At 41.6% G+C, this 19,195-nt stretch carries 16 protein-coding genes and 4 pseudogenes; 12 read left to right on the top strand and 8 right to left on the bottom strand.

Annotation, left to right across the window (positions count from 1 at the left end):
• The first annotated feature begins 468 nt into the window (after positions 1-468).
• From O9334_RS01720 to O9334_RS01710, 3 genes are all read left to right on the top strand, one after another.
• Positions 469-1,197: a PEP-CTERM sorting domain-containing protein gene (locus O9334_RS01720; protein ID WP_242017377.1), complete on the top strand. Its 729-nt coding sequence runs from the start codon at positions 469-471 to the stop codon at positions 1,195-1,197.
• Positions 1,198-1,507: 310 nt separating this feature from the next.
• Positions 1,508-1,768, top strand: a complete 261-nt coding sequence (locus O9334_RS01715) for a hypothetical protein (RefSeq protein WP_152606984.1) — start codon at positions 1,508-1,510, stop codon at positions 1,766-1,768.
• Between the two features lie 468 nt (positions 1,769-2,236).
• Positions 2,237-2,923 (top strand): PEP-CTERM sorting domain-containing protein, encoded by a 687-nt coding sequence (locus tag O9334_RS01710; protein ID WP_287998839.1) that lies wholly within the window; start codon positions 2,237-2,239, stop codon positions 2,921-2,923.
• 945 nt (positions 2,924-3,868) lie between these two features.
• Here O9334_RS01710 and O9334_RS01705 read toward each other — a convergent pair.
• A pseudogene (locus O9334_RS01705) lies at positions 3,869-4,075 on the bottom strand (IS200/IS605 family transposase); the annotation flags it as partial.
• Positions 4,076-4,148: 73 nt separating this feature from the next.
• Here O9334_RS01705 and O9334_RS01700 point away from each other — a divergent pair.
• From O9334_RS01700 to O9334_RS01690, 3 genes and pseudogenes are all read left to right on the top strand, one after another.
• Positions 4,149-5,084: pseudogene (locus O9334_RS01700) on the top strand (RNA-guided endonuclease InsQ/TnpB family protein); the annotation flags it as partial.
• Between the two features lie 140 nt (positions 5,085-5,224).
• Positions 5,225-5,512: pseudogene (locus tag O9334_RS01695) on the top strand (zinc ribbon domain-containing protein); the annotation flags it as partial.
• Positions 5,513-6,182: 670 nt separating this feature from the next.
• On the top strand, positions 6,183-6,854 hold the full coding sequence (locus O9334_RS01690; protein WP_287998836.1) for a PEP-CTERM sorting domain-containing protein: 672 nt from the start codon (positions 6,183-6,185) through the stop codon (positions 6,852-6,854).
• Between the two features lie 265 nt (positions 6,855-7,119).
• On the opposite strand, the pseudogene tnpA reads toward O9334_RS01690, so the two are convergent.
• A pseudogene (gene tnpA / locus O9334_RS01685) lies at positions 7,120-7,443 on the bottom strand (IS200/IS605 family transposase); the annotation flags it as partial.
• 116 nt (positions 7,444-7,559) lie between these two features.
• A complete protein-coding gene (locus O9334_RS22740) occupies positions 7,560-7,679 on the bottom strand; it encodes a transposase (RefSeq protein WP_341853618.1) in 120 nt (39 codons plus the stop codon).
• A 50-nt stretch (positions 7,680-7,729) separates the two neighbouring features.
• Between O9334_RS22740 and O9334_RS01680 the strand changes: the two genes are divergently transcribed.
• The 5 genes from O9334_RS01680 to O9334_RS01660 all read left to right on the top strand — a co-directional run bounded on the left by O9334_RS01680 (position 7,730) and on the right by O9334_RS01660 (position 13,307).
• A complete protein-coding gene (locus tag O9334_RS01680) occupies positions 7,730-8,944 on the top strand; it encodes an RNA-guided endonuclease InsQ/TnpB family protein (RefSeq protein WP_287998834.1) in 1,215 nt (404 codons plus the stop codon).
• Positions 8,945-9,058: 114 nt separating this feature from the next.
• Positions 9,059-9,694: a bifunctional phosphoribosyl-AMP cyclohydrolase/phosphoribosyl-ATP diphosphatase HisIE gene (gene hisIE / locus O9334_RS01675; RefSeq protein ID WP_190381186.1), complete on the top strand. Its 636-nt coding sequence runs from the start codon at positions 9,059-9,061 to the stop codon at positions 9,692-9,694.
• 80 nt (positions 9,695-9,774) lie between these two features.
• Entirely contained in the window at positions 9,775-11,160 is a 1,386-nt protein-coding gene (locus tag O9334_RS01670; protein ID WP_287998831.1) for a dihydrolipoyl dehydrogenase family protein, read from the top strand.
• Between the two features lie 25 nt (positions 11,161-11,185).
• Complete coding sequence (gene tmk / locus O9334_RS01665; RefSeq protein ID WP_190381188.1) at positions 11,186-11,809, top strand: dTMP kinase; 624 nt, start codon at positions 11,186-11,188, stop codon at positions 11,807-11,809.
• 4 nt (positions 11,810-11,813) lie between these two features.
• A complete protein-coding gene (locus O9334_RS01660) occupies positions 11,814-13,307 on the top strand; it encodes a thymidylate synthase (protein ID WP_190381189.1) in 1,494 nt (497 codons plus the stop codon).
• Positions 13,308-13,450: 143 nt separating this feature from the next.
• Here O9334_RS01660 and O9334_RS01655 read toward each other — a convergent pair whose 3' ends face one another.
• The 4 genes from O9334_RS01655 to O9334_RS01640 all read right to left on the bottom strand — a co-directional run bounded on the left by O9334_RS01655 (position 13,451) and on the right by O9334_RS01640 (position 17,317).
• The gene (locus O9334_RS01655; RefSeq protein ID WP_045358432.1) at positions 13,451-13,882 is read right to left on the bottom strand and encodes a DUF4278 domain-containing protein; all 432 of its coding nucleotides are present in this window, start codon (positions 13,880-13,882) and stop codon (positions 13,451-13,453) included.
• A gap of 457 nt (positions 13,883-14,339) precedes the next feature.
• A complete protein-coding gene (locus O9334_RS01650) occupies positions 14,340-15,095 on the bottom strand; it encodes an ABC transporter ATP-binding protein (RefSeq protein ID WP_045358433.1) in 756 nt (251 codons plus the stop codon).
• Entirely contained in the window at positions 15,096-15,899 is an 804-nt protein-coding gene (locus tag O9334_RS01645) for an ABC transporter permease (protein ID WP_190381190.1), read from the bottom strand.
• Positions 15,900-16,441: 542 nt separating this feature from the next.
• Positions 16,442-17,317, bottom strand: coding sequence for an ABC transporter ATP-binding protein (locus tag O9334_RS01640; protein ID WP_045358435.1), 876 nt, complete (start codon positions 17,315-17,317; stop codon positions 16,442-16,444).
• A 150-nt stretch (positions 17,318-17,467) separates the two neighbouring features.
• On the opposite strand from O9334_RS01640, the gene O9334_RS01635 reads away from it, so the two are divergent.
• Entirely contained in the window at positions 17,468-17,968 is a 501-nt protein-coding gene (locus O9334_RS01635; protein WP_287998822.1) for a L,D-transpeptidase, read from the top strand.
• A gap of 493 nt (positions 17,969-18,461) precedes the next feature.
• Here the strand turns inward: O9334_RS01635 and O9334_RS01630 are convergent, their stop codons facing one another.
• Positions 18,462-19,184 (bottom strand): UvrD-helicase domain-containing protein, encoded by a 723-nt coding sequence (locus O9334_RS01630; RefSeq protein ID WP_045358437.1) that lies wholly within the window; start codon positions 19,182-19,184, stop codon positions 18,462-18,464.
• Positions 19,185-19,195 lie beyond the last annotated feature (11 nt).

The following is a 19,195-nucleotide window of genomic DNA, read 5'->3' as shown; positions in this document are numbered from 1 at the left end:
CAAAAGTCAAAAGGGAAGAAAAATATGTGTACCTCACTAGCTTATAGCGGTGTGCAGTCGTATTAGGTACAGTGTCACAAGCTATAAACCATGCTAGGCAAAGCTTGGTCTGTATCTCACTCAAGCGCTTACCGCTATATTAAGTTTTATCGATTTTATCTCTCTTGATTAATTTTTGGATATTTACAAAAAATTTTTTAAACTAGAGCTTGTTTATTTGTCCAACTTTCCCCAAAAAGCTTGGGTATATTTGTTTATTTTTGGGTAATTATGTTCAGGAAAAACTGCTCTAAATTGGACAAAAATATTTCAGATATTACAGAATAATAAGTTATCTAAACATCTTTTTTTTCTGAAAACTTTGTTATACTTCTGTTAAGTCAAACCAAAATTTATCAGCGAGCTTAACGCTTATCTGCATTTTTTTGACGGCTATAGTACACACAGTCAACGCTGGATAATTTAGTCATGATGACAACAAACAAATTAACCAAAATCCTCTGCGGTGCAGCCACCCTCGGTATCGCCACCGCTATGGCCGCTCCCGCTCAAGCTATTCATTTTACCGTTGAACTCGATACAAATGGCAATGGTTTTGTCAGTAGTGAAATTGCCGAAGAAGATGAGACCGTTGGTGTTAAGATTGACGGTGTTTTCTATGATTCCGTTATCCTCGGCGACAACTCTTTCTACAATTTCAGTATCAATGGCGATGTTAGCATAGGCGATGAACTGAGATTCATTCTCAATAATGGTGTTTGGACTGTAAATTTCAGTGAAGAAACTAGCCTCGGTGTTCATAATGGTACATTGCAATACGAAGTCGATATTTCTGACCCCAAGCTAGTTTTCGCTCAGGTTGCATTCGAGACAAATATATCTGGACCGCCTGGAAACGAGAATTATCTCGCTACCAGGGGGATTTTCAAACTAGATAATACTCCGCTTATCACCCTAACGTCCACGAACGGCTCTGAGGACTTCGGCAGTATTCTGTCTTCCAATGCTAATACCATCAAAGTGATCGATACCTATACAAGCCTTGACAATGGTAGTTCTCTGTTACAATTTTCCACTAAGGACTTCACTCAAGACCTAGACCCCCCCCCTGCTGAAATCCCCGAACCGGGTACTATCCTCGGACTTCTGGCAGTGGGTGGTTTAGGATTGATTTCCCGCTTTAAGAAACAAAAATAACAGTTACCAATGTCTTGCACACATTGATAACTGTGACGTTGAACAAAAAACAGCTAAAGGTTAGATGCCCTGTGAGGGTTTATAGCTTTTAGCTTTCTCTTTAGTACTGATTCTAGCACAAGCCAAGACCTAATTTTTGTTTTTGATCAACGGGTCGTTAGAGGGTTTTGGGGTTTTCTAGCAATTCTGGCGCATAAAAACTAGACATCGAATATATAACTCGGTTTTAAATTAAAGAAATTTATGGGGGGAGAATTGTCCAACGTGAGACGGTCAGTTGTCCACTTTTAAAGATGAAGGATGACGGAATTTGGCATCAACGGACTTACTCGCACTGGTGATGGTAGATGAGTTAGGAAAATTAATTAATAGTACCCCTTTAGATAGAGGTATTAAACGGGATTTTTTGTTTTTCTCAAACCTGAGTTTGTTTCCGGGTCGCACGGAGTATCTTAGTTATACTAAATCCTGTTTAAAAGATCTAGGGGAGTGGGAAGTGGGGAGAAGGGACTGGGTTTTTAAAGCTGGACTAGGATTAATCACACTATTAAAAACGGATTTGGTGTTATAGGGGCAAAGCAAAAAGACGTTGCTGTGGGGGCAAATTGCCCGCCTCCTTTCCCTATTTTTCCTCAGTTTCCCCGTTTTCCCCGGTTTCCACCCCTAGGGAATTGATTCGTCGAACTGAAGTTTTGACGCTCAAAACTGTTAAGTTTTATCTTTTGTAACTCTCTTGATTAATTTTTGTCAATAGCCAAAATTTTTTTTAAACTAGAGCTTGTTTATTTGTCCAACTTTCCCCAAAAAGCTTGGGTATATTTGTTACCTTTTGGGTAATTATGTTCAAGAAAAACTCCTATAAATTGGACAAAAAATATCTAAATATTCCTCAAAAAAAGTTTTTTAAAATACTTGTTTTTTTGGGAAAGGTTTGTTATAGTTCTGTTAAGTCAAACAAAAATTTATTAGCGAGCTTAACGCTTGTCTGCATTTTTTTGATGGCTATTAGTACACACAATTACAGCTGGATAATTCAGTTATGATGACAACCAACAAATTAACCAAAACCTTTGCTTCTGGCTCTCTAGCCATCGGTGTTCTCGCCGGCGCGGTGCTTACCGCTACCAGTGCCAGTGCGACGACTCCTAGTCCTGATGGCTCTTCTGGGTCCGTGAAATGGGCGGACTGGGTGGCCGGAAATCCTCTTGTGATTCACAATGGTAACGGAGCAACAGCTACGTACGTCGGTGGTACGTTTGATCCGCTCGAAGACAATGATGATACAGTTACTTTTTTCAAAACCGGTGATGAGTATGAATTCACATACAGTGCTATACCCGGTACTTTTGCGACCGATAGCGGTTCCGGGACTATAATATATGACATTACGTTCCCTACGTTCGTTAATGGGGTTGCAATAGATTCAGACGTAACAGCCAACTACGGGACTGTAACCAAGGAAATAGATGGGTTGACCCCCCCCTTCCCCCCCTTAGTTTCAGATAACGGATCAGAGGACCCTCTTGTCGGTTTCCAAACTATCAGTCCCAAACTATCGTTGACCGTCAAAGATACCATATCTAATCCTAATGGTCCAGGTGAAGGTCTAAGCACCCTGTCCAATAATTTCCGAGAAGCCCCTCACGTCCCCGAACCGGGTACTATCCTCGGACTTCTGGCAGTGGGTGGTTTAGGATTGGTGTCCCGCTTCAAAAAACAAAAATAACAGTTACCAATGTCTCGCACACATTGATAACTGTGACGTTGAAATAGCTATAAGGTTAGATGCCCTGTTTGGTTTTCTAGCCTTTAGCTTTCCCTTAGGTATTGACTATAACACAAGTCAAGGCCTAATTTTTGTTTTTGGTAGAGTTCTTGCCTAAGGGTCTCTTAGGTTTGCTGGGTAAAATGTATTCTAAGATACATTCCTGCGGGCGGTCGCAACGCGCTCGCTACGCGAGACCGAGTGGAACGAGATTGATCACTCCTATATAAGTTAAACTTATCATACAAGGTTTTCAGGTTTGAGATTTTTTCTAAAACACTTGTTTCTTTGGGAAAAGTTGGTTATGCTTCTGTCAGGTCAAATAAAAAGTTATCAGCGAGCTTAACGCTTGTCGGCATTTTTTAGATGGCTATTGCTATAGCGTTTCCTAAGCTAGTGAGGTACACCGATTTTTCTTTCCTTTTGCCGTTCGGACATCGGACGTTCGGCGAGACTTCGGCGTGAGCTTTTGTCGAACGCTCAGTCGAGCGGACGGTGAGGCTTCGACGGTGATCTCAGCCGAACCGCCGAACCGCCGAACCGCCGCGTGAGACTTCGGACGTTCGGCGCCCTACACCCTCTTTCAAGTCAGGGGGGGGTTGCCTCTTGCAAGAGTGCCTCATCTCAACAGGCAATTTAAATTACGAACAGCTTAGCCATTGAAGAGGCTATCAGAATGGGCATTCTTGAGGATGGATGGACTCTGGGAAAGAAAATAGAATAAACTATGCTATGTTGTGTTCTAGATAGAGATAAAAACGCCGCCATCAACACTGTCGGGACGTTCGGCGAGATCAGTCGAGCCGCGGACAGAAATTCAAGCCCGACTACAGACTACCTACCGTCTATCTCAATGGAGCGAGAGGACTCCCGTTAAACTGCGTATAAATCGCCACCAGAATGAAACTAACGCAGTAGCGTTTCCACTTTTGGGGAGTTTTGGTTCTCGACGTATTTTTTTAGTTGTTCGACAGTAACGCCGCCACAACTAGCCACGAAATAACCTCCCGTCCAAAAATAGGGTTTGTTGTGGAAATACTTGGCCGCCAAATCCAGAAATTCCTTTCTAATTAAGCGACTACTAACTGTTTTAAGGTTAGCGATTAATTTGGTCCATGATTGTAATCGGTTGACATATTAGGCAGTAAGTGTGACAATTTAACTATACATCACGAAACTAACGACAGTGATAACGCTTACCTACCAGTACAAACTAAAGGTAAACAGACAACAGGAACGGGAGATAATCCACATTCTTGATGTTGGCAAGAGCGTTTATAATTACGCTCTTTCAGAACGGAAAGATTGGCTAAACTCTCGAAAGTGTCTTGCGGATCACTGTTCGCTAGTTTCCGAGTACATAATTCCTGCGGATGAACCCTATCCAAATTACTTCGTTCAAGCTAAAAATCTAACGGAAGCTAAAAAAGTTTCCCCGATATTAAAGACGGTTAACGCTCAAGTTTTACAGCAAGTCTTAAAAACTGTAGATAAAGCTTTTTCTGACATGAAATCGAAAGGCTTCGGCTTTCCTAGATTTAAGAAAAAGATGCGGAGTTTGGTTTTTCCTGCGCTGTCAAAAAACTTTCTAGGGGATGGATGCTTGAATTTTCCGCAATTAGGAAAAATTCGGATTAGGAAATCTAGGGAGTACCCGTCTGGGTTTGAGCCTAAACAAGCTCAAATTATCCAAAAAGCGTCGGGATTTTACGTTTCGGTTTCTTTCCAATCTCCGGAATTAGTTCCCGATATGACAGTGGGGAAAACCTGTTTAGGAATCGACGCGGGGATTGAGAGTTTTGTCGCTACTTCACGGGGAGATTTAATCAAAGCCCCTCGATTTTTGTTGAAAGTACAGAGTAAGCTTAAATTGCTACAAAGACGCTTGAAACATCAAGTCAAAGGCTCGAACAATTGGTTGAAACTCCAAGAGAAGATAGCAAGATTACCTGAAAAAGTGTCTAATACTCGTAGAGATTGGCACTTTAAACTAGCTCATTACCTTTGTGATATTGCTGATAATATCTTTGTCGAAGATATTAACTTCGTTTCCTGGTCTAGAGGGATCGTTAGAAAACAATCTCTGGATTCAGGTATCGGTAGTTTTATTAACGAGATAAGTAGGTAGGCGTTAAAAGTTGTCAGACACCCCCCTTATCAAGGGTAGGGTTGATTCATGAATCAACCCTACCTTATCAAGGAGGGCAGGGGGGATCGAACCTAAAATCCATTTTTAATTTAATTATAACCAGCTACTTACTACCGTTTGTTGTTTGGAAACGGGGGAAATATTATCTTAAGGTCGATAAAAACGGAACTTCCCAGGAGTGTCCGAATTGTGGCGCGATTACCGGCAAAAAGTCGTTATCGGAAAGAGTTCACCGGTGTGATTCTTGCGGTCACATCGAACCAAGAGATACGGCATCAGCAAAAGTAATCGAGAACCGAGGCAAAAACGCGGTCGGACTGACCGTGTTAGAAAATGCTTGCGGAGGCGATTTGACGGGGGTCGTTCAGTTAAATCTGTTCGATCTAGTCAAGAGCCTATGAATCAAGAATCCCTTGCTACACCGCGCGAGCGGTTAGCGGGGGAGAGTCAACAGGCGAAATTGTTAGACAAGGTAACTGGATGAACCCGGAATCCCGAAGCGCTTAGTGCGATGGGAGCGTCAAATTGTCTTGATGAAAAATTAAGAAAAGAGCAACTTTTGTCAACACTTGTTTTTTTTGAAAAACTTAGCTAGACTTTTATCAGGTCAAACGAAAAGTTATCAAAAATCTTAAGGTTTTTTTAAGCTTTCTGTTGACTTTAACATAGAACGTAGGTTGGGCTTCGGCCGTGAGATCAGCGTTCGACCGAGCGTTCGACAAAAGCTCACGCCGAAGTCTCACGCCGAGGTCCGAACGGTTGAAGCATGAAACCCAACGCCCGCTCATGTTACGCTACCGCTGACCCATCCTACAAATAATTGTGCCCCCCTACTTAGACAATTCTCAAAAACTGTGCTATAACAAGCATATCTTGACCACTATTCCTTGTGCGATAAACAAGCTCAACGGGTCGTGTTGCAAGAAAAAGTATGGGTCTTAGGAACTAGGACTCCTGCCCGGGTCGGGAAGGTAAGACTTGCTATCTTGCATCCCATTGAAGCAGGAAGCTCCCAACTACGTTGAGAGTGATTCACCATAGTACACAAAACTAACGCTGGACAATTCAGTTATGCTTAGAAGAAACAAATTAACCAAAACTCTTGCTTTTCCCATCGCCACGGGAGCCGCCGCCATCGGCGTTCTCGCCGGCTCAGTGCTTATCGCTACCAGTGCCAGTGCAGCAACAGTATCGATTAACTGGGACCAATTCAAGGCTGGAACTACCCTCCAAGTGGGCGACAAAAAAGTTACATACGTCAGTGATACATTTGCTACTGGTGCGATACCAGGCACGACCACCTTCATTACCTTGAGCGAGGCTGGACAAGAGTATGCCTTTGAATTCGATCCAGTGGGTATGCTCTCTGCGGCTGGGTCTTTCACCTACACAATCGAGATCCTAGACCCCAACTTTCATTTTACAGGGGCTCAAGTGGATTCAGACGTAAATGTCAACCCTCCCCTCGGCTACGGGACTGTAACCACATTCCTTCAGGAACCCAATCTCACCTTAATATCACTTAACGGCTGGCCTGCCCCGCCTGCTCCTGGTTCTTTCATCCCTATTACTGGTGATCTCAAGAAGCTCACGGTCACGAATACACTTGCCCCTAATCCTGGTGGAACTCTGATGTCTTCGTCGAATAAATTCACACAAGGTACTGAAGTACCCGAACCGGGTACTATTCTCGGACTGCTCACCGTTGGTGGTCTAGGATTAGTTTCCCGCTTCAAGAGATGAAAATAACAGCTGCCAATATGGTCAAGACATTAATAGCTAAAGGTTAGATGCCCTGGCAGGGTTTCTGACTTTTAGCTTTTTCTTAATTATTGATGCTAACGCGAGCCAAGACCTAATTTTTGTTTTTAAGGGTCGTTAGCGGGTTTTGGGGTTTTAGATAGGGATAATGAAGCCCTGGCGATGTCAAGGCTATCTCAATGGAGCGAGAGGACTCCCGTTAAACCGCTACGCAGTTAACGGGAGATGAGTCGCCACCAGAATGAAACTAACGCGGTAGCGTTTCCACTTTCGGGGAGTTTTGGTTCTCAACATATTTTTTTAGTTGTTCAACAGTTACTCCACCACAACTGGCTAGGAAATAAGCTCCCGTCCAAAAATAAGGTTTGTTGTCGAAATACCTTGCCGCTAAGTACGGAAATTCTTTTCTAATTAAGCGACTACTAACTGTTTTAAGGTTAGCGATTAATTTGGATAAAGCGATGTCAGGCTTGTAATCGATAATCAGGTGAACGTAATCCGATTCACCGTTGAAATCAAGCAATGCGCTTTCCCATTTCGTCAGCGTTGACGCCAAGATTTCTTTAAGTCGGCCTAAGTAGGTAGGCGTTAAAAATTATCAGACACCCCCTCATCAAGGTAGGGTTGATTCATGAATCAACCCTACTTATCAAGGGGGGATCAAGGGGGGATATATCTTCAATTTAATTATAACCACTTACTTAAGATTTCATCGTTAATAACTTTTCGTCGGTATTTGATGACGAATACAATGTGAGCGGTAAGTCTATAAACAGAGCAAAATTTATGATGGTAATCAGTTGACATATTAGTCGGTAAGTGTTATAATCTAATTATACATCACAAAACAAACGACAGTGATAACGCTTACCTACCAGTACAAACTAAAGGTAAATAGGCAACAGGAACGGGAGATTGTACATATTCTCGATGTTGGCAAGAGCGTTGACAATTACGCTCTCTCAGAACGGAAAGATTGGTTGAACTCTCGAAAGTGTCTTGCGGAGCGCTGTTCGTTAGTTTCCGAGTATATAATTTCCGCAGATGAACCTTATCCAAATTACTTCGTTCAAGCCAAAAATCTAACGGAAGCTAAAAAATTCTCTCCGATATTAAAGACGGTTAACGCTCAAGTCTTACAGCAAGTCTTAAAAACTTTAGATAAAGCATTTGAGCAGATGAAATCGAAAGGCTTCGGCTTTCCTAGATTCAAGAAAAAGATGCGGAGTTTGGTTTTTCCTGCGCTGTCAAAAAACTTCTTAGGTGACGAATACTTAAATTTTCCACAATTGGGAAAAATTCGGATTAGGAAATCTAGGGAGTACCCGTCTGGGTTTGAGCCTAAACAAGCTCGAATTATCCAAAAAGCGTCGGGATTTTACGTTTCGGTTTCTTTCCAATCTCCGGAATTAGTTCCCGATATGACAGTGGGGAAGACCTGTTTAGGAATCGACGCGGGAATTGAAAGTTTTGTCGCTACTTCTCGGGGAGATTTAATCAAATCCCCTCGATTTTTGTTGAAAGTACAGAGTAAGCTTAAATTGCTACAAAGACGCTTGAAACATAAAGTCAAAGGCTCGAACAATTGGTTAAAACTTCAGGAGAAGATAGCAAGATTACACGAAAAAGTGTCTAATACTCGTAGAGATTGGCACTTTAAACTAGCTCATTATCTTTGTGATATCGCTGATAATATCTTCGTTGAGGATATTAACTTCGTTTCCTGGTCTAGAGGGATCGTTAGAAAACAATCTCTGGATTCAGGCATCGGTAGTTTTATTAATGAGATACTACCGTTTGTTATTTGGAAACGGGGGAAATATTATCTTAAGGTTGATAAAAACGGAACTTCGCAAGAGTGTCCGAATTGTGGCGCGATTACTGGTAAAAAAGCGTTATCCGAAAGAGTTCACCAATGTAATTCTTGCGGCCACATCGAACCAAGAGATACGGCATCGGCAAAGGTAATCGAGAATCGAGGAAAAAACGCGGTCGGACTGACCGTGTTAGAAAATGCTCGCGGAGGCGATTTGACGGGGATCGTCTGGGTTAAACCCGGTCGATCTAGTTAAAAGCCTAAGAACCGAGAATCCCCCGCTACACTGCGCGAGCGATTAACGGGGGAGAGTCAAATAATTAAGCTTTGGGTAATTTATCTCACCATAATTCTTGACCGCGAAAAACTGATGTCCTCTTTACTCTCCGCTATTCCCCTCGACGCGATCGCTTATAATCCCCAGGGTTTAGTACCAGCGATCGCTCAAGACTATCTTGATGCTACAGTGTTAATGATGGCCTGGATGAATCGGGAATCCCTCGAAAAAACCCTCACCACTGGGGAAGCGTGGTATTGGAGTCGTTCTCGTCAAGAATTGTGGCACAAGGGAGCCACTTCCGGCCATATCCAAAAAGTGCGTCAAATTCGCTACGATTGCGATAGTGATGCTATCTTACTGACTATTGAGCAAATCGGTGATATCGCCTGTCATACCGGCGAAAGAAGCTGTTTTCACCAAGTAAACTGGCAAAAATCACCGCCAGCGGCCGACACTCTCTCGGAATTGTTTAAGGTAATTTGCGATCGCAGAGACGATCCTCATCCGGAATCCTACACCTGTAAACTTTTGGCCGGAGGAGATAACAAAATTCTCAAGAAAATCGGCGAAGAATCGGCAGAAGTGGTCATGGCCTGCAAAGATAATGATGGCGATGCTATTACCGCAGAAGTGGCCGATCTTTTTTATCATACCCTCGTCGCTCTCGCCTATCATCAAGTCCCCCTGCGAGATGTCTATAAAAAACTGCAAGACCGGCGCCGGTAATCAGTTATCAGTTATCAGTTATCAGTTATCAGATTTGAGTTTTTATTGTTAAGTTTCCGGCTCCTGACGACCGAATATTTGTGGTTTACGACTTAGTAATTATCGGTGCCACTCCTGCGGCGATAGAAGCGGCTTTGTTGGCTGTTCACCTCAAAAAAAGGGTGGCTTTAGTGCAACAGCCTTCTAGCGACAATTTAGAGGCATCTGAGGACATTTTTAGCAAGGGGTACAGCCAAATTATCCATCCCTATAAACTGCTGAATAATTGGCAAGAAACGGCCATTTATCCCCAATGGCAACGGTTGCGGCAATGGCTAGGGGAAGTAGATAAAACTATTAATAAACATCATTCTTTGGCGAGATTAGCCACGGAAGGAATAGATGTTATCCTGGGTGGGGGGGAATTTGTCCGGCTGCCCCATTTGGGATTCGTGGTTAACGGTCGGCAATTGTTGGCTAAACACTATCTTATCGCTACTGGTTTTTATCCGCAAGTCCCGAAAATTTTCGGCTTAGATGAAGTTAATTATTTTACCGCTCAAACCCTTTGGCAAGAGCCAAATTTAGACAAGTTGGGACAACATTTAGCGATTATTGGCAACAGCAGCATGGCTGTGAGTTTAGCACAAATTCTCCGACGTTTGGGGAAAGAAATTAGCTTAATTATCGAGGATAATTATCTACTGCCGGATATTGATCAGGAAATCTCCCATTTAGTTACTGCCATTTTAGAAGCGGAAGGAATTAAGATTTTACCAGGCTATTGTCCTAGTCAAGTGAAAGCGATCGAGGGTCAAAAATGGCTACAATTAGGCAATCGTGTTATCGAAGTTGATGATCTGATTTTTGCCGGTAATTATCAAGTCAATGAACAGGGATTAAATTTGGCTGGGGTGGGAGTTAAACTAGAGCAAGGACTAATTAGGGTTAATCGGCAATTACAAACCGATAATTCCCGCATTTATGCCCTAAATTTGCTCAGAAATAATTATCCCGATCCTACTTTAAATCACCGGGCTGCTTTTGGGTTAGTCAAGCATCTGCTCACGGGAGAAAAATTTAACTTTAATCCCGATCAAATTCCCTCATTTATTGCTTTTGATCCGGCTATTGCTTGGGTGGGTTTAACCGGAAAAGCGGCCTGGGAGAGCTATGGTGAGGAGGTAAAGATGATCAACTATCCAATCAAAAATATGATCCCACAACAAATCTGGGGGGAAACCACGGGATTTTGTCAATTAATCTACCGACAAGATGGTAAAATACTGGGAGCGCAAATAGTCGGTAATCAAGCAGCAGAAATGATTAGTATTATCAGTTTAGCTTTACAAGAAAATTTAACCATACAATCCCTCAATAAAAATATTTATACTTGGGGAAGTATGGGAGAGATTATCGGAGAAATGACGCTATTAATCCCCCAGAAAAAATCTTGGTTAACTTGGCTAAAACAATTATTCAGATAATTAGATCGAGAAAGAAGATTAAATTATGAAACCGAAATTTATTGTCTTTGAAGGTATTGACGGATCGGGGACAAGTACCCAAGCAAAACTCCTACAAGAATATTTTTTCAAGCGCGGGGAAAAAGCAGTTTTAAGTCCGGAACCTTCCGAGGGAGTTATCGGTCGTTTGATTCGAGAAATAATGCAAACTAATCTTATTTCTATCGAAGATCAAAATAAATTTGACCGACAAATGGCTTATTTATTTGCAGCTGATCGCCATTATCACTTATATAATGATCATGATGGCGTTTTTAAACTTATTCAGCAAGAACAAACCCACGTTATCACTACTCGTTATTATTTTTCTTCCCTGGCCTACAATTGCAATAATCCCGAAGAATTGGCTTTTGTTCGGCAGTTAAATCAACATTTTCCCAATCCAGATTTAGTTATTTATATCGATGTTCTTCCCGATATTTCTCTGGCAAGAATTAAAAACAGAGGCATCACAGAAGTGTACGAAAAACAAGAAAAATTAATGAAAGTTCGTCAGATGTTTCTCAATATATTTAAAGAATATAAAGATGATTGTTTACAACTGGATGGCAATGATACAATAGAACACCTTCACCAAAATATTATTAATTATCTTGAACGATTAATTTAAATCCATGCTCAGTATAGAAACCACCCCTAAATTCACCTACCGACCCCACTATAAACCCAATCAATTAATCTGCGGTCACGGCCAAACAGCAATTATCACGGGATGGACAGTAAAACAGTCCCTTGCTAAACATTTAAATCCCGACCAATACGCAGTAATTGGTAATCTTTATAGTCCCACCAGAGGAATTAGTCCCCTGCTGAGAAACTTAATAGCAAATCCCCACGTTAGATACTTAGTTATTCTCAACGCTACTAAGGAAGATAAAAACTCTGGTAGCTGTCAATGTTTGCTAGACTTTTTTAGTCAAGGATTCCAGCTAGGAAAAAGCGACACAGGTAGAGAATGTTGGCTAATTAATTCTTCTATCACGGGATATATTGACAAAGAAATTGACCGAGAAACCCTCGAAAAATTACGTCAATCGATTCAATATCAACTGGTTAAATCCATCCCAGAAGCGATTGAAAATGTCAAAAGTTATGCGGAACAATCCCCCTTACCAACTTGGGGAGAACCCTTAATATTTCCTCTCTTAGAAAATCTTCCTTCTCTGCTACCTGGGACAAGATACGGTCATCGCATTGAAGGAAAAACTATTGCCGAAACTTGGGTAAAAATTCTCCAAAAGATTAAAACCACCGGCACAATTAGACCGACAGGATATGATGGTAAATGGCAAGAATTAATTGACCTAATGGCCGTTGTCACCGATGAACCCCCAGACTTTTATTTTCCCGAACCTAATTATTTGCCTATAGATAGACCTTTTCTCACCGAATATATCGGACAAATTCTCGATGATTCCCCTATACACCAAGGAGTTAAATACACCTACGGTCAAAGATTGCGCTCTTGGTTTGACCGAGACCAAATTGCACAGGTTATCAATAAATTAATCTCAGAAATTGACGCAGCTAGTGCAGTCATGTCCCTCTGGGATGTGAAAGACCACGAAAAGGGAGGTAGTCCCTGTTTAAATCATATTTGGGTGCGAGTGGTGGAAAATGAATTATCTCTCACTGCAATATTTAGAAGTAATGATATGTTTGCCGCTTGGCCTGCAAATGCCATGGGATTGCGTGCTTTACAGCAACATATTAGGGATGAGATTAGCAAGCGCTCCGACTACAATTTATCAATGGGTCCACTGATTACTATCAGTCAATCGGCCCATATATACGATGATACTTGGGAAAATGTCGAACGATTAATCGCCACCCAGTACGATAAAATTGTCAATCAGCGCGACTTTTTTGACCCTAGCGGTAACTTTTTGATTTCTGTGGAAGAAGAACAAATTCTTGTCCAACAAACTACCCCCGGCAGCGGGGAAATTGTCGCTTGTTATCAAGGCAAAAATCCCCTGAAATTAATCCGCGAGCTTGCAACTACTAATCCTGCGATTATTCCCGAACATATCGGTTATCTGGGAATCGAGTTACAAAAGGCATACAACTGTCTCAAGAATAATCAACCTTATATTCAAGACCAGTAGGAAGTGGGAAGTTTCAGTGAACAGTGAACAGTCAACAGTCAACAGTGAAAAGACAGTAGGAAACTTCTATTTAATACTGCTCACTTAAAACTCAAATCTGATAACTGATAACTGATAACTGATAACTGATAACTGATTACTGATTACTGGTCTTTGTTTGCTGAACCGGCACCGCGATATTTGAGAGATGAGGAGCGAATTGGGTTAGCCACCGTGGGATTATTGGTGATTTTAACCTCCGCACCGCGATATTTACCCCCTCGCTCCTTGACAGGAGCCTCGGCGACTGTTGGCTCCATATAGGCGGCGCCACGATACTTTTTCTCGCCGGCGGTTTCTGGAGTGGGGACGGGGACATTCTTCTGCTCTTCTTGTCCTTGCCAGAAAAAGGTGACAACAATCACAACTGTCAAGAGAATTAATAGCTGAATCTGCCAAGGAGCTAAAACCAGACTCAACACTAAACTAATGACCGTGGCGGCACTGGCAAGATAAGCGATCTCATCGCTGGACTTCTGCCAGAAATAGGCAGCCAAGGCAGCGGTGAATAGTGGTAACAAAAACAAATAGGACATTCTGGGTACACCTTGTCACGCTAGTGAACCAATCTCTCTATTATTACCTCCCTCGCTTCGATCGGCGAAAAATATTAACTTAGCTTATAGAACCTATAAGTTTTATTTTGTCAATCCTTCTTTACAATTCGTAAAAATATTGTTACATTTATTTACATGAACTAAAAGTTAAAGCAAAACAGCCAAGACAGCAAGCCAGTTCAGATTGTCTCGAGGAGTATCAGACAGCTTATGATTCGTTTAGCTCCAGACAACGGCAAAAAACTTGGCCTACTAGCTTAAAAAAGTTTTCGGGGTTTGGGTTTACCCCCTTGACAGATTTGCTTGAGTTCTCCTACATAACTTAGCGCTACCTCGGCTGGACACCGGGGTTTTTTATTTTGTTACAGCGTTTTCGACTAAGTAAAACGTAGATGAACTATCGCTATCTAACAATTGATTGAGATTACCTACTTAATTAAAAATTAACTTCATTTTGATGCACGGAATCCAAATAAAACTTGATTACATCTTCCGATGCACCCTGACATTGCAACTGGCCTTTATTCAGCCAAATTGCTTGGTTACAGGACTCTTGAATTAAAGTCAAATCGTGGGAAACTACTAAAATAGTAGCGTTAGAATTCCAGAATTTTTTTAAACGTCGTTTACACTTATTTTTAAAACTTTCATCCCCGACGGAAAGGACTTCATCAAGAATAAGAATATCGGGGTGAACCTCTGTTGCGATCGCAAATCCTAAACGAGCCACCATCCCGGAAGAAAGAGATTTCACTGGCGCTCCCATATATTCTTCTAACTCAGCAAAGTCGAGGATATCTTTGGTTTTTTCCTTCATTTCCTGACGAGAAAATCCCAGCATTACCCCATAGAGAATAATATTATCTTTTACTGGTAAATCTGGATCAAAACCCGCTCCTAATTCAATTAGAGAGGCAATTTGTCCCCTGACTCTCACCTGTCCCTTCGTCGGTTCTAGAATGCCACAAATAACTTTTAAAAGAGTAGATTTTCCTGCGCCATTAGCTCCAATGATACCTAATTTTGCTCCAGAATTAATGACTAAATTTATATCATCTAGAACTAATTTTTTGGCAGGTTGACGATATTTGCCTTCAAGAATAGAGAAGATTGTCCTTTTCAGATCGTAAGAAAATTCTTCTTGAGTACGTCTTTGGAGAGACACTTGATCGAGTCGAATTACTTCTGTCATTTATAATAAATCCATAAATAAATGTCGCCAGAGTCGGAAGCAAGTCCAACCAATTCCTAAGATGATGATCCCACCAAGTAGAGATTGAAAAATCAAACCAAAATCTGGTAATCCAGGGGAAAGGGACAATTGGCGAATGCTTTCGATTACCGGTAATAATGGGTTTAATAGGAGGAATGGTTGTACGGAAGGAGGAATAATTTCTGGGGGATAGAAAATCGGGCTGCTAATCCAAGCGACAAAACAAACAATTTCGTAAAAATAGGGTAAGTCTCTGAAGAAAACGTAGAGGGTACTGATAAAGAAACCCACTCCCGTGCAAACCAGAGAAAGACCGATCACGGGAAAAATCAGAGCAATTACATTAATTAAACTTTGAGACTTCCAGAGAGTTACTATAGCCAAAAGGGGAAAGATACTAATAGCAAATTGAAAAATATTGGCCACTACCATGGAAACGGGAAAGATGCTAACCGGCAGACGAATTTTATTTAAAATACTGCCATTACTAACGATACTAGGTAAAGCTTGGTTAGTGGAAGCATTAAAGAAATTTATTACCACTAAACCAGTGAAAGCAGCTAGGACATAGTTAACTAGAGAATTATCAAAATAAGAGGCGAAAACCGTGCCGAAAATTGCCGTGTATAGTGCAGTCATAATCACGGGATTTAACAAAGACCAGTAAACCCCCAGAAAAGAACCCCGATAGCGTCCCTTGAGATTACGTTCCACTAAAACACTAAGCAATTCGTAATATCGCCGCGCTGTTGACCATCTAGTTTTTGCCTGGAGATCGGTCATAGGGATAATTGTCATCTCGTCAGTACTCAGTGCTTCATTCTAAACGATTCCCGTCAATTTTGTCTATTGATCGAGGGGGGACTCTAGTTTTTATCCAGTTCCCGACGACTCTCCCTCTCGGGAAAAAGTTCCCTCCCTAGGCCATTTATCCGGCTCAAAAAGCTTAAAAACCGCTAAAAGCCTCTTTTTTTAGGGTTGAACTCGGTTTTTAGGGACAGCCTCAGCTAATTGACCTAGACTCTAAGCTGCCCGCGTATTTAAATTGCTTGTTGAGATGAGGCACTCTTGCAACAGGCAAGCCCCCCAACCCCCCACCCCCCCTGCCCCCCCGACATCGGGGGGGGTTGGGGGGCAAGGGGGGGCGGGGGAAATTCAGCTAATCTAAGGATAGGCAGTTAAAATGCGTCTTAGCTTAGCAAGTTTGCCAATAAAATAGACACCGGATAAAAGCCAAGAAATGGCGATTTAAACACAGCTAATCTCCGAAAAACTGGAGTCAAAAACCGATAACTGAACAACTTCCTAACAGCCAAACCAAGAATCTAATCTAATTGATGTCCCGTCAGTTCCACAAAGATATCTTCGAGGTTGGAAGGACGACACATTACCCCAGTTTTATCGCTCAAACTGTCCATATAGGAGTTAGCATCAGCCACAGTGGGGAAGAATTTATAATCGATTTTATCGCCAACTTGTTTGATAACTAATCCCTCGCCATACTTAGCGCGAAAATCCGTGAGAGTTCCTAATTCGATTAATTTGCCCGCGTCCATAATGCCAATTCTGCCCGTTTTTCCTGTGCCGTTATCCTGACAGAGAAATTCCACTTCTTCCATGTAGTGAGTGGTTAATAAAATTGTCATTCCTTGCCGGTTTAAATCGCGAATTACTTCCCACAAACGACGACGATTTTGGGGGTCTAAACCGACAGTTGGTTCATCGAGAAAGAGGATTTTTGGTTCGTGAAGAAGGGCGCGAGCAATCTGTAAACGTCGTTTCATCCCTCCGGAAAGAGTTTTGGCCAGGGCAGATTTTCGATCGCTTAAACTGACATAATCTAAATAGCGATCGATTAATTCCTGTCTCTGGGGATTGGGGATATGGTGCATCCGGCCGTGAAATTCCATATTTTCCCAGACGGTTAATTCCCCATCAACGCTAATCTGTTGCAAGACTACCCCTATATTTTTTTTCACCTGATCGCGGTATTTTTTCACATCATACCCCGCCACTGCGATTTCTCCTTGACTTGCTTCGGTTAGGGTGATAATCATGCGGATTGTCGTCGATTTTCCCGCACCGTTGGGACCGAGTAAACCAAAGATTTCCCCTTTTTCGATAGCAAAGGAAAGCTCGTTAACTACTGGGAGATTATTGTAGATTTTAGAAACGCGATCGAGAGCAATAGCGGCGGTCATAGTTACAAAAGTTAATATTCCAGCTATGGATTAGTGTAACCGAATTAGCCTAACTCGACTCCGATTTGATCGGAAGCATCCCGCAGTGATCATATATCGTCACAATCAGACTAGAATGCAGATAAAAAATTTTGACTTTGCTGGTATCAGATGCGAGTTTTGCTGCCGATTCTCTGTTTATGTCTAGGAATGGGGGAATTTTTCCTCAATCCCCCGATTAGTCCCGTCAATTCCCTTCCCGCAACCACGGCAACCCGAACGGAAACCCGTTTGCTGCTGAATTTAAAAAAAAGACGGGTTTTTGTTTACCAAGGACAGAAAATAATTGCTTCTTACCCAGAAGCGATCGGTCGTCGGGGTTGGGAAACCCCGACGGGACAATTTAGGGTGATTCAGATGGTGCGGGAACCAGTCTGGGAACATCCCTTCACCAGTCAACTGGTGCCATCGGGAAAAAACAACCCTTTAGGGGCGCGTTGGCTCGGATTTTGGACCGATGGCGAGAATTTTATCGGTTTTCACGGTACACCCCCAGAAAATCTCATCGGTCGGGCCGTCTGCCACGGTTGCGTCAGGATGCGCGATCGAGATATAAAGGCTTTATTTGAAAAGGTACAAATCGGCACTTCAGTGATAGTAATCGCTCAATAGAAACAATGGGAAAATAATAAGCTGTTAACTAGGGTTTGCGGCAAAAAGTTTGTTGGTGGGGTTAGGAGTCTGGGGAGTCAGTCCCGATGAAAAAATTTTCACCCCCACAGATGAAAGAGGTTTCCTTCCCTTGTGGTGAAACTAGCCCTTAAATCATGACGATACCAAATTTGTCGATGTTGATAGGAATTCCACTTATAGCGTTTCCTAAGCTAGTGAGGTACGCCTATTTTCTTCCCTTTTGCCTTTTGCCTCTTGCCTTTTGCCTAAAACCCATAACTTTTGTACTTCAGCAGACTGAAAAACGCTATATATCCTTGAGCTTTTAGCAAGTCTCTAATCTGAATAGTCGGGGGAGAACCTTGCCCTTTTTGATTGCCAATTTCAATAGTTATATATTTTGACTTATCTCCTAGTATGGGATATTCTTGCCAATTGATTTTATTCAGATTTAAATGGGCAAGAAAGGGCGAATAGTTAGGACTTTCTGTAATTATATAAAGTTGCTTGATCGCACGGGTGAGAGCCCCATAAAAAAGCGGTTGAAAGCTAGTATTAATATTTCACTTGGTAAAATACCACAATGTTTCTGCAAAAATAAAGCTTTCTTGACTAATGTGCTAGTTTTGCCACTCCCCGCACGCGCTAAGACTTGGATATTATTATTGACTTCTCCAATGGCTACAGACTGCTCTAAATCTGGTTTTCTTCCTAGATTTTTTTCTAGCCAAGATTGCACAAATCTATGTTTTTCTTGCCAAAATTCTTCCTTAGTCAGATATTTATACAATCTTTCCTGATAAAATTTATTGACATTAAGTAAATCATATTCAAGCTTCTGATAAGTTTCTTGTCGTATTGTATCTTTAATTTCTGGTACTTTTTGGAAAATTTCTTGTACGGTAATAAAGGGAAATATATCACTAAATTGATTAATAATTTTATCGATTTTATATTCAGAAAAAAAATTATGCTGATATTTAATATGCACATACACAGTATCATCCTCGTATTTTATGTTTATGATTTGTCCATATTTATAATTCTTGGTACCTTTTATCCCCGTCTTTTTCCCTTTGTATTTCACTTCTTCACGAATACGACTTACCTTTTTACCCACAAGAAGCTTCCAAGCTTGATCATAATTACCAACAAGCTCGGCAAATTCCTGAATATTATTAATTACTAATTGCTTATTTAGGTTTGAATTATCCATTGTTACCTCAC

The sequence above is a fragment of the Microcystis sp. LE19-8.1F genome (genome assembly GCF_027531715.1).
Classification (GTDB): Bacteria; Cyanobacteriota; Cyanobacteriia; order Cyanobacteriales; family Microcystaceae; genus Microcystis; species Microcystis wesenbergii_A.
The sequence above is the reverse complement of the archived record's forward strand: the minus strand, read 5'-3'. Positions and strand labels throughout refer to the sequence as shown.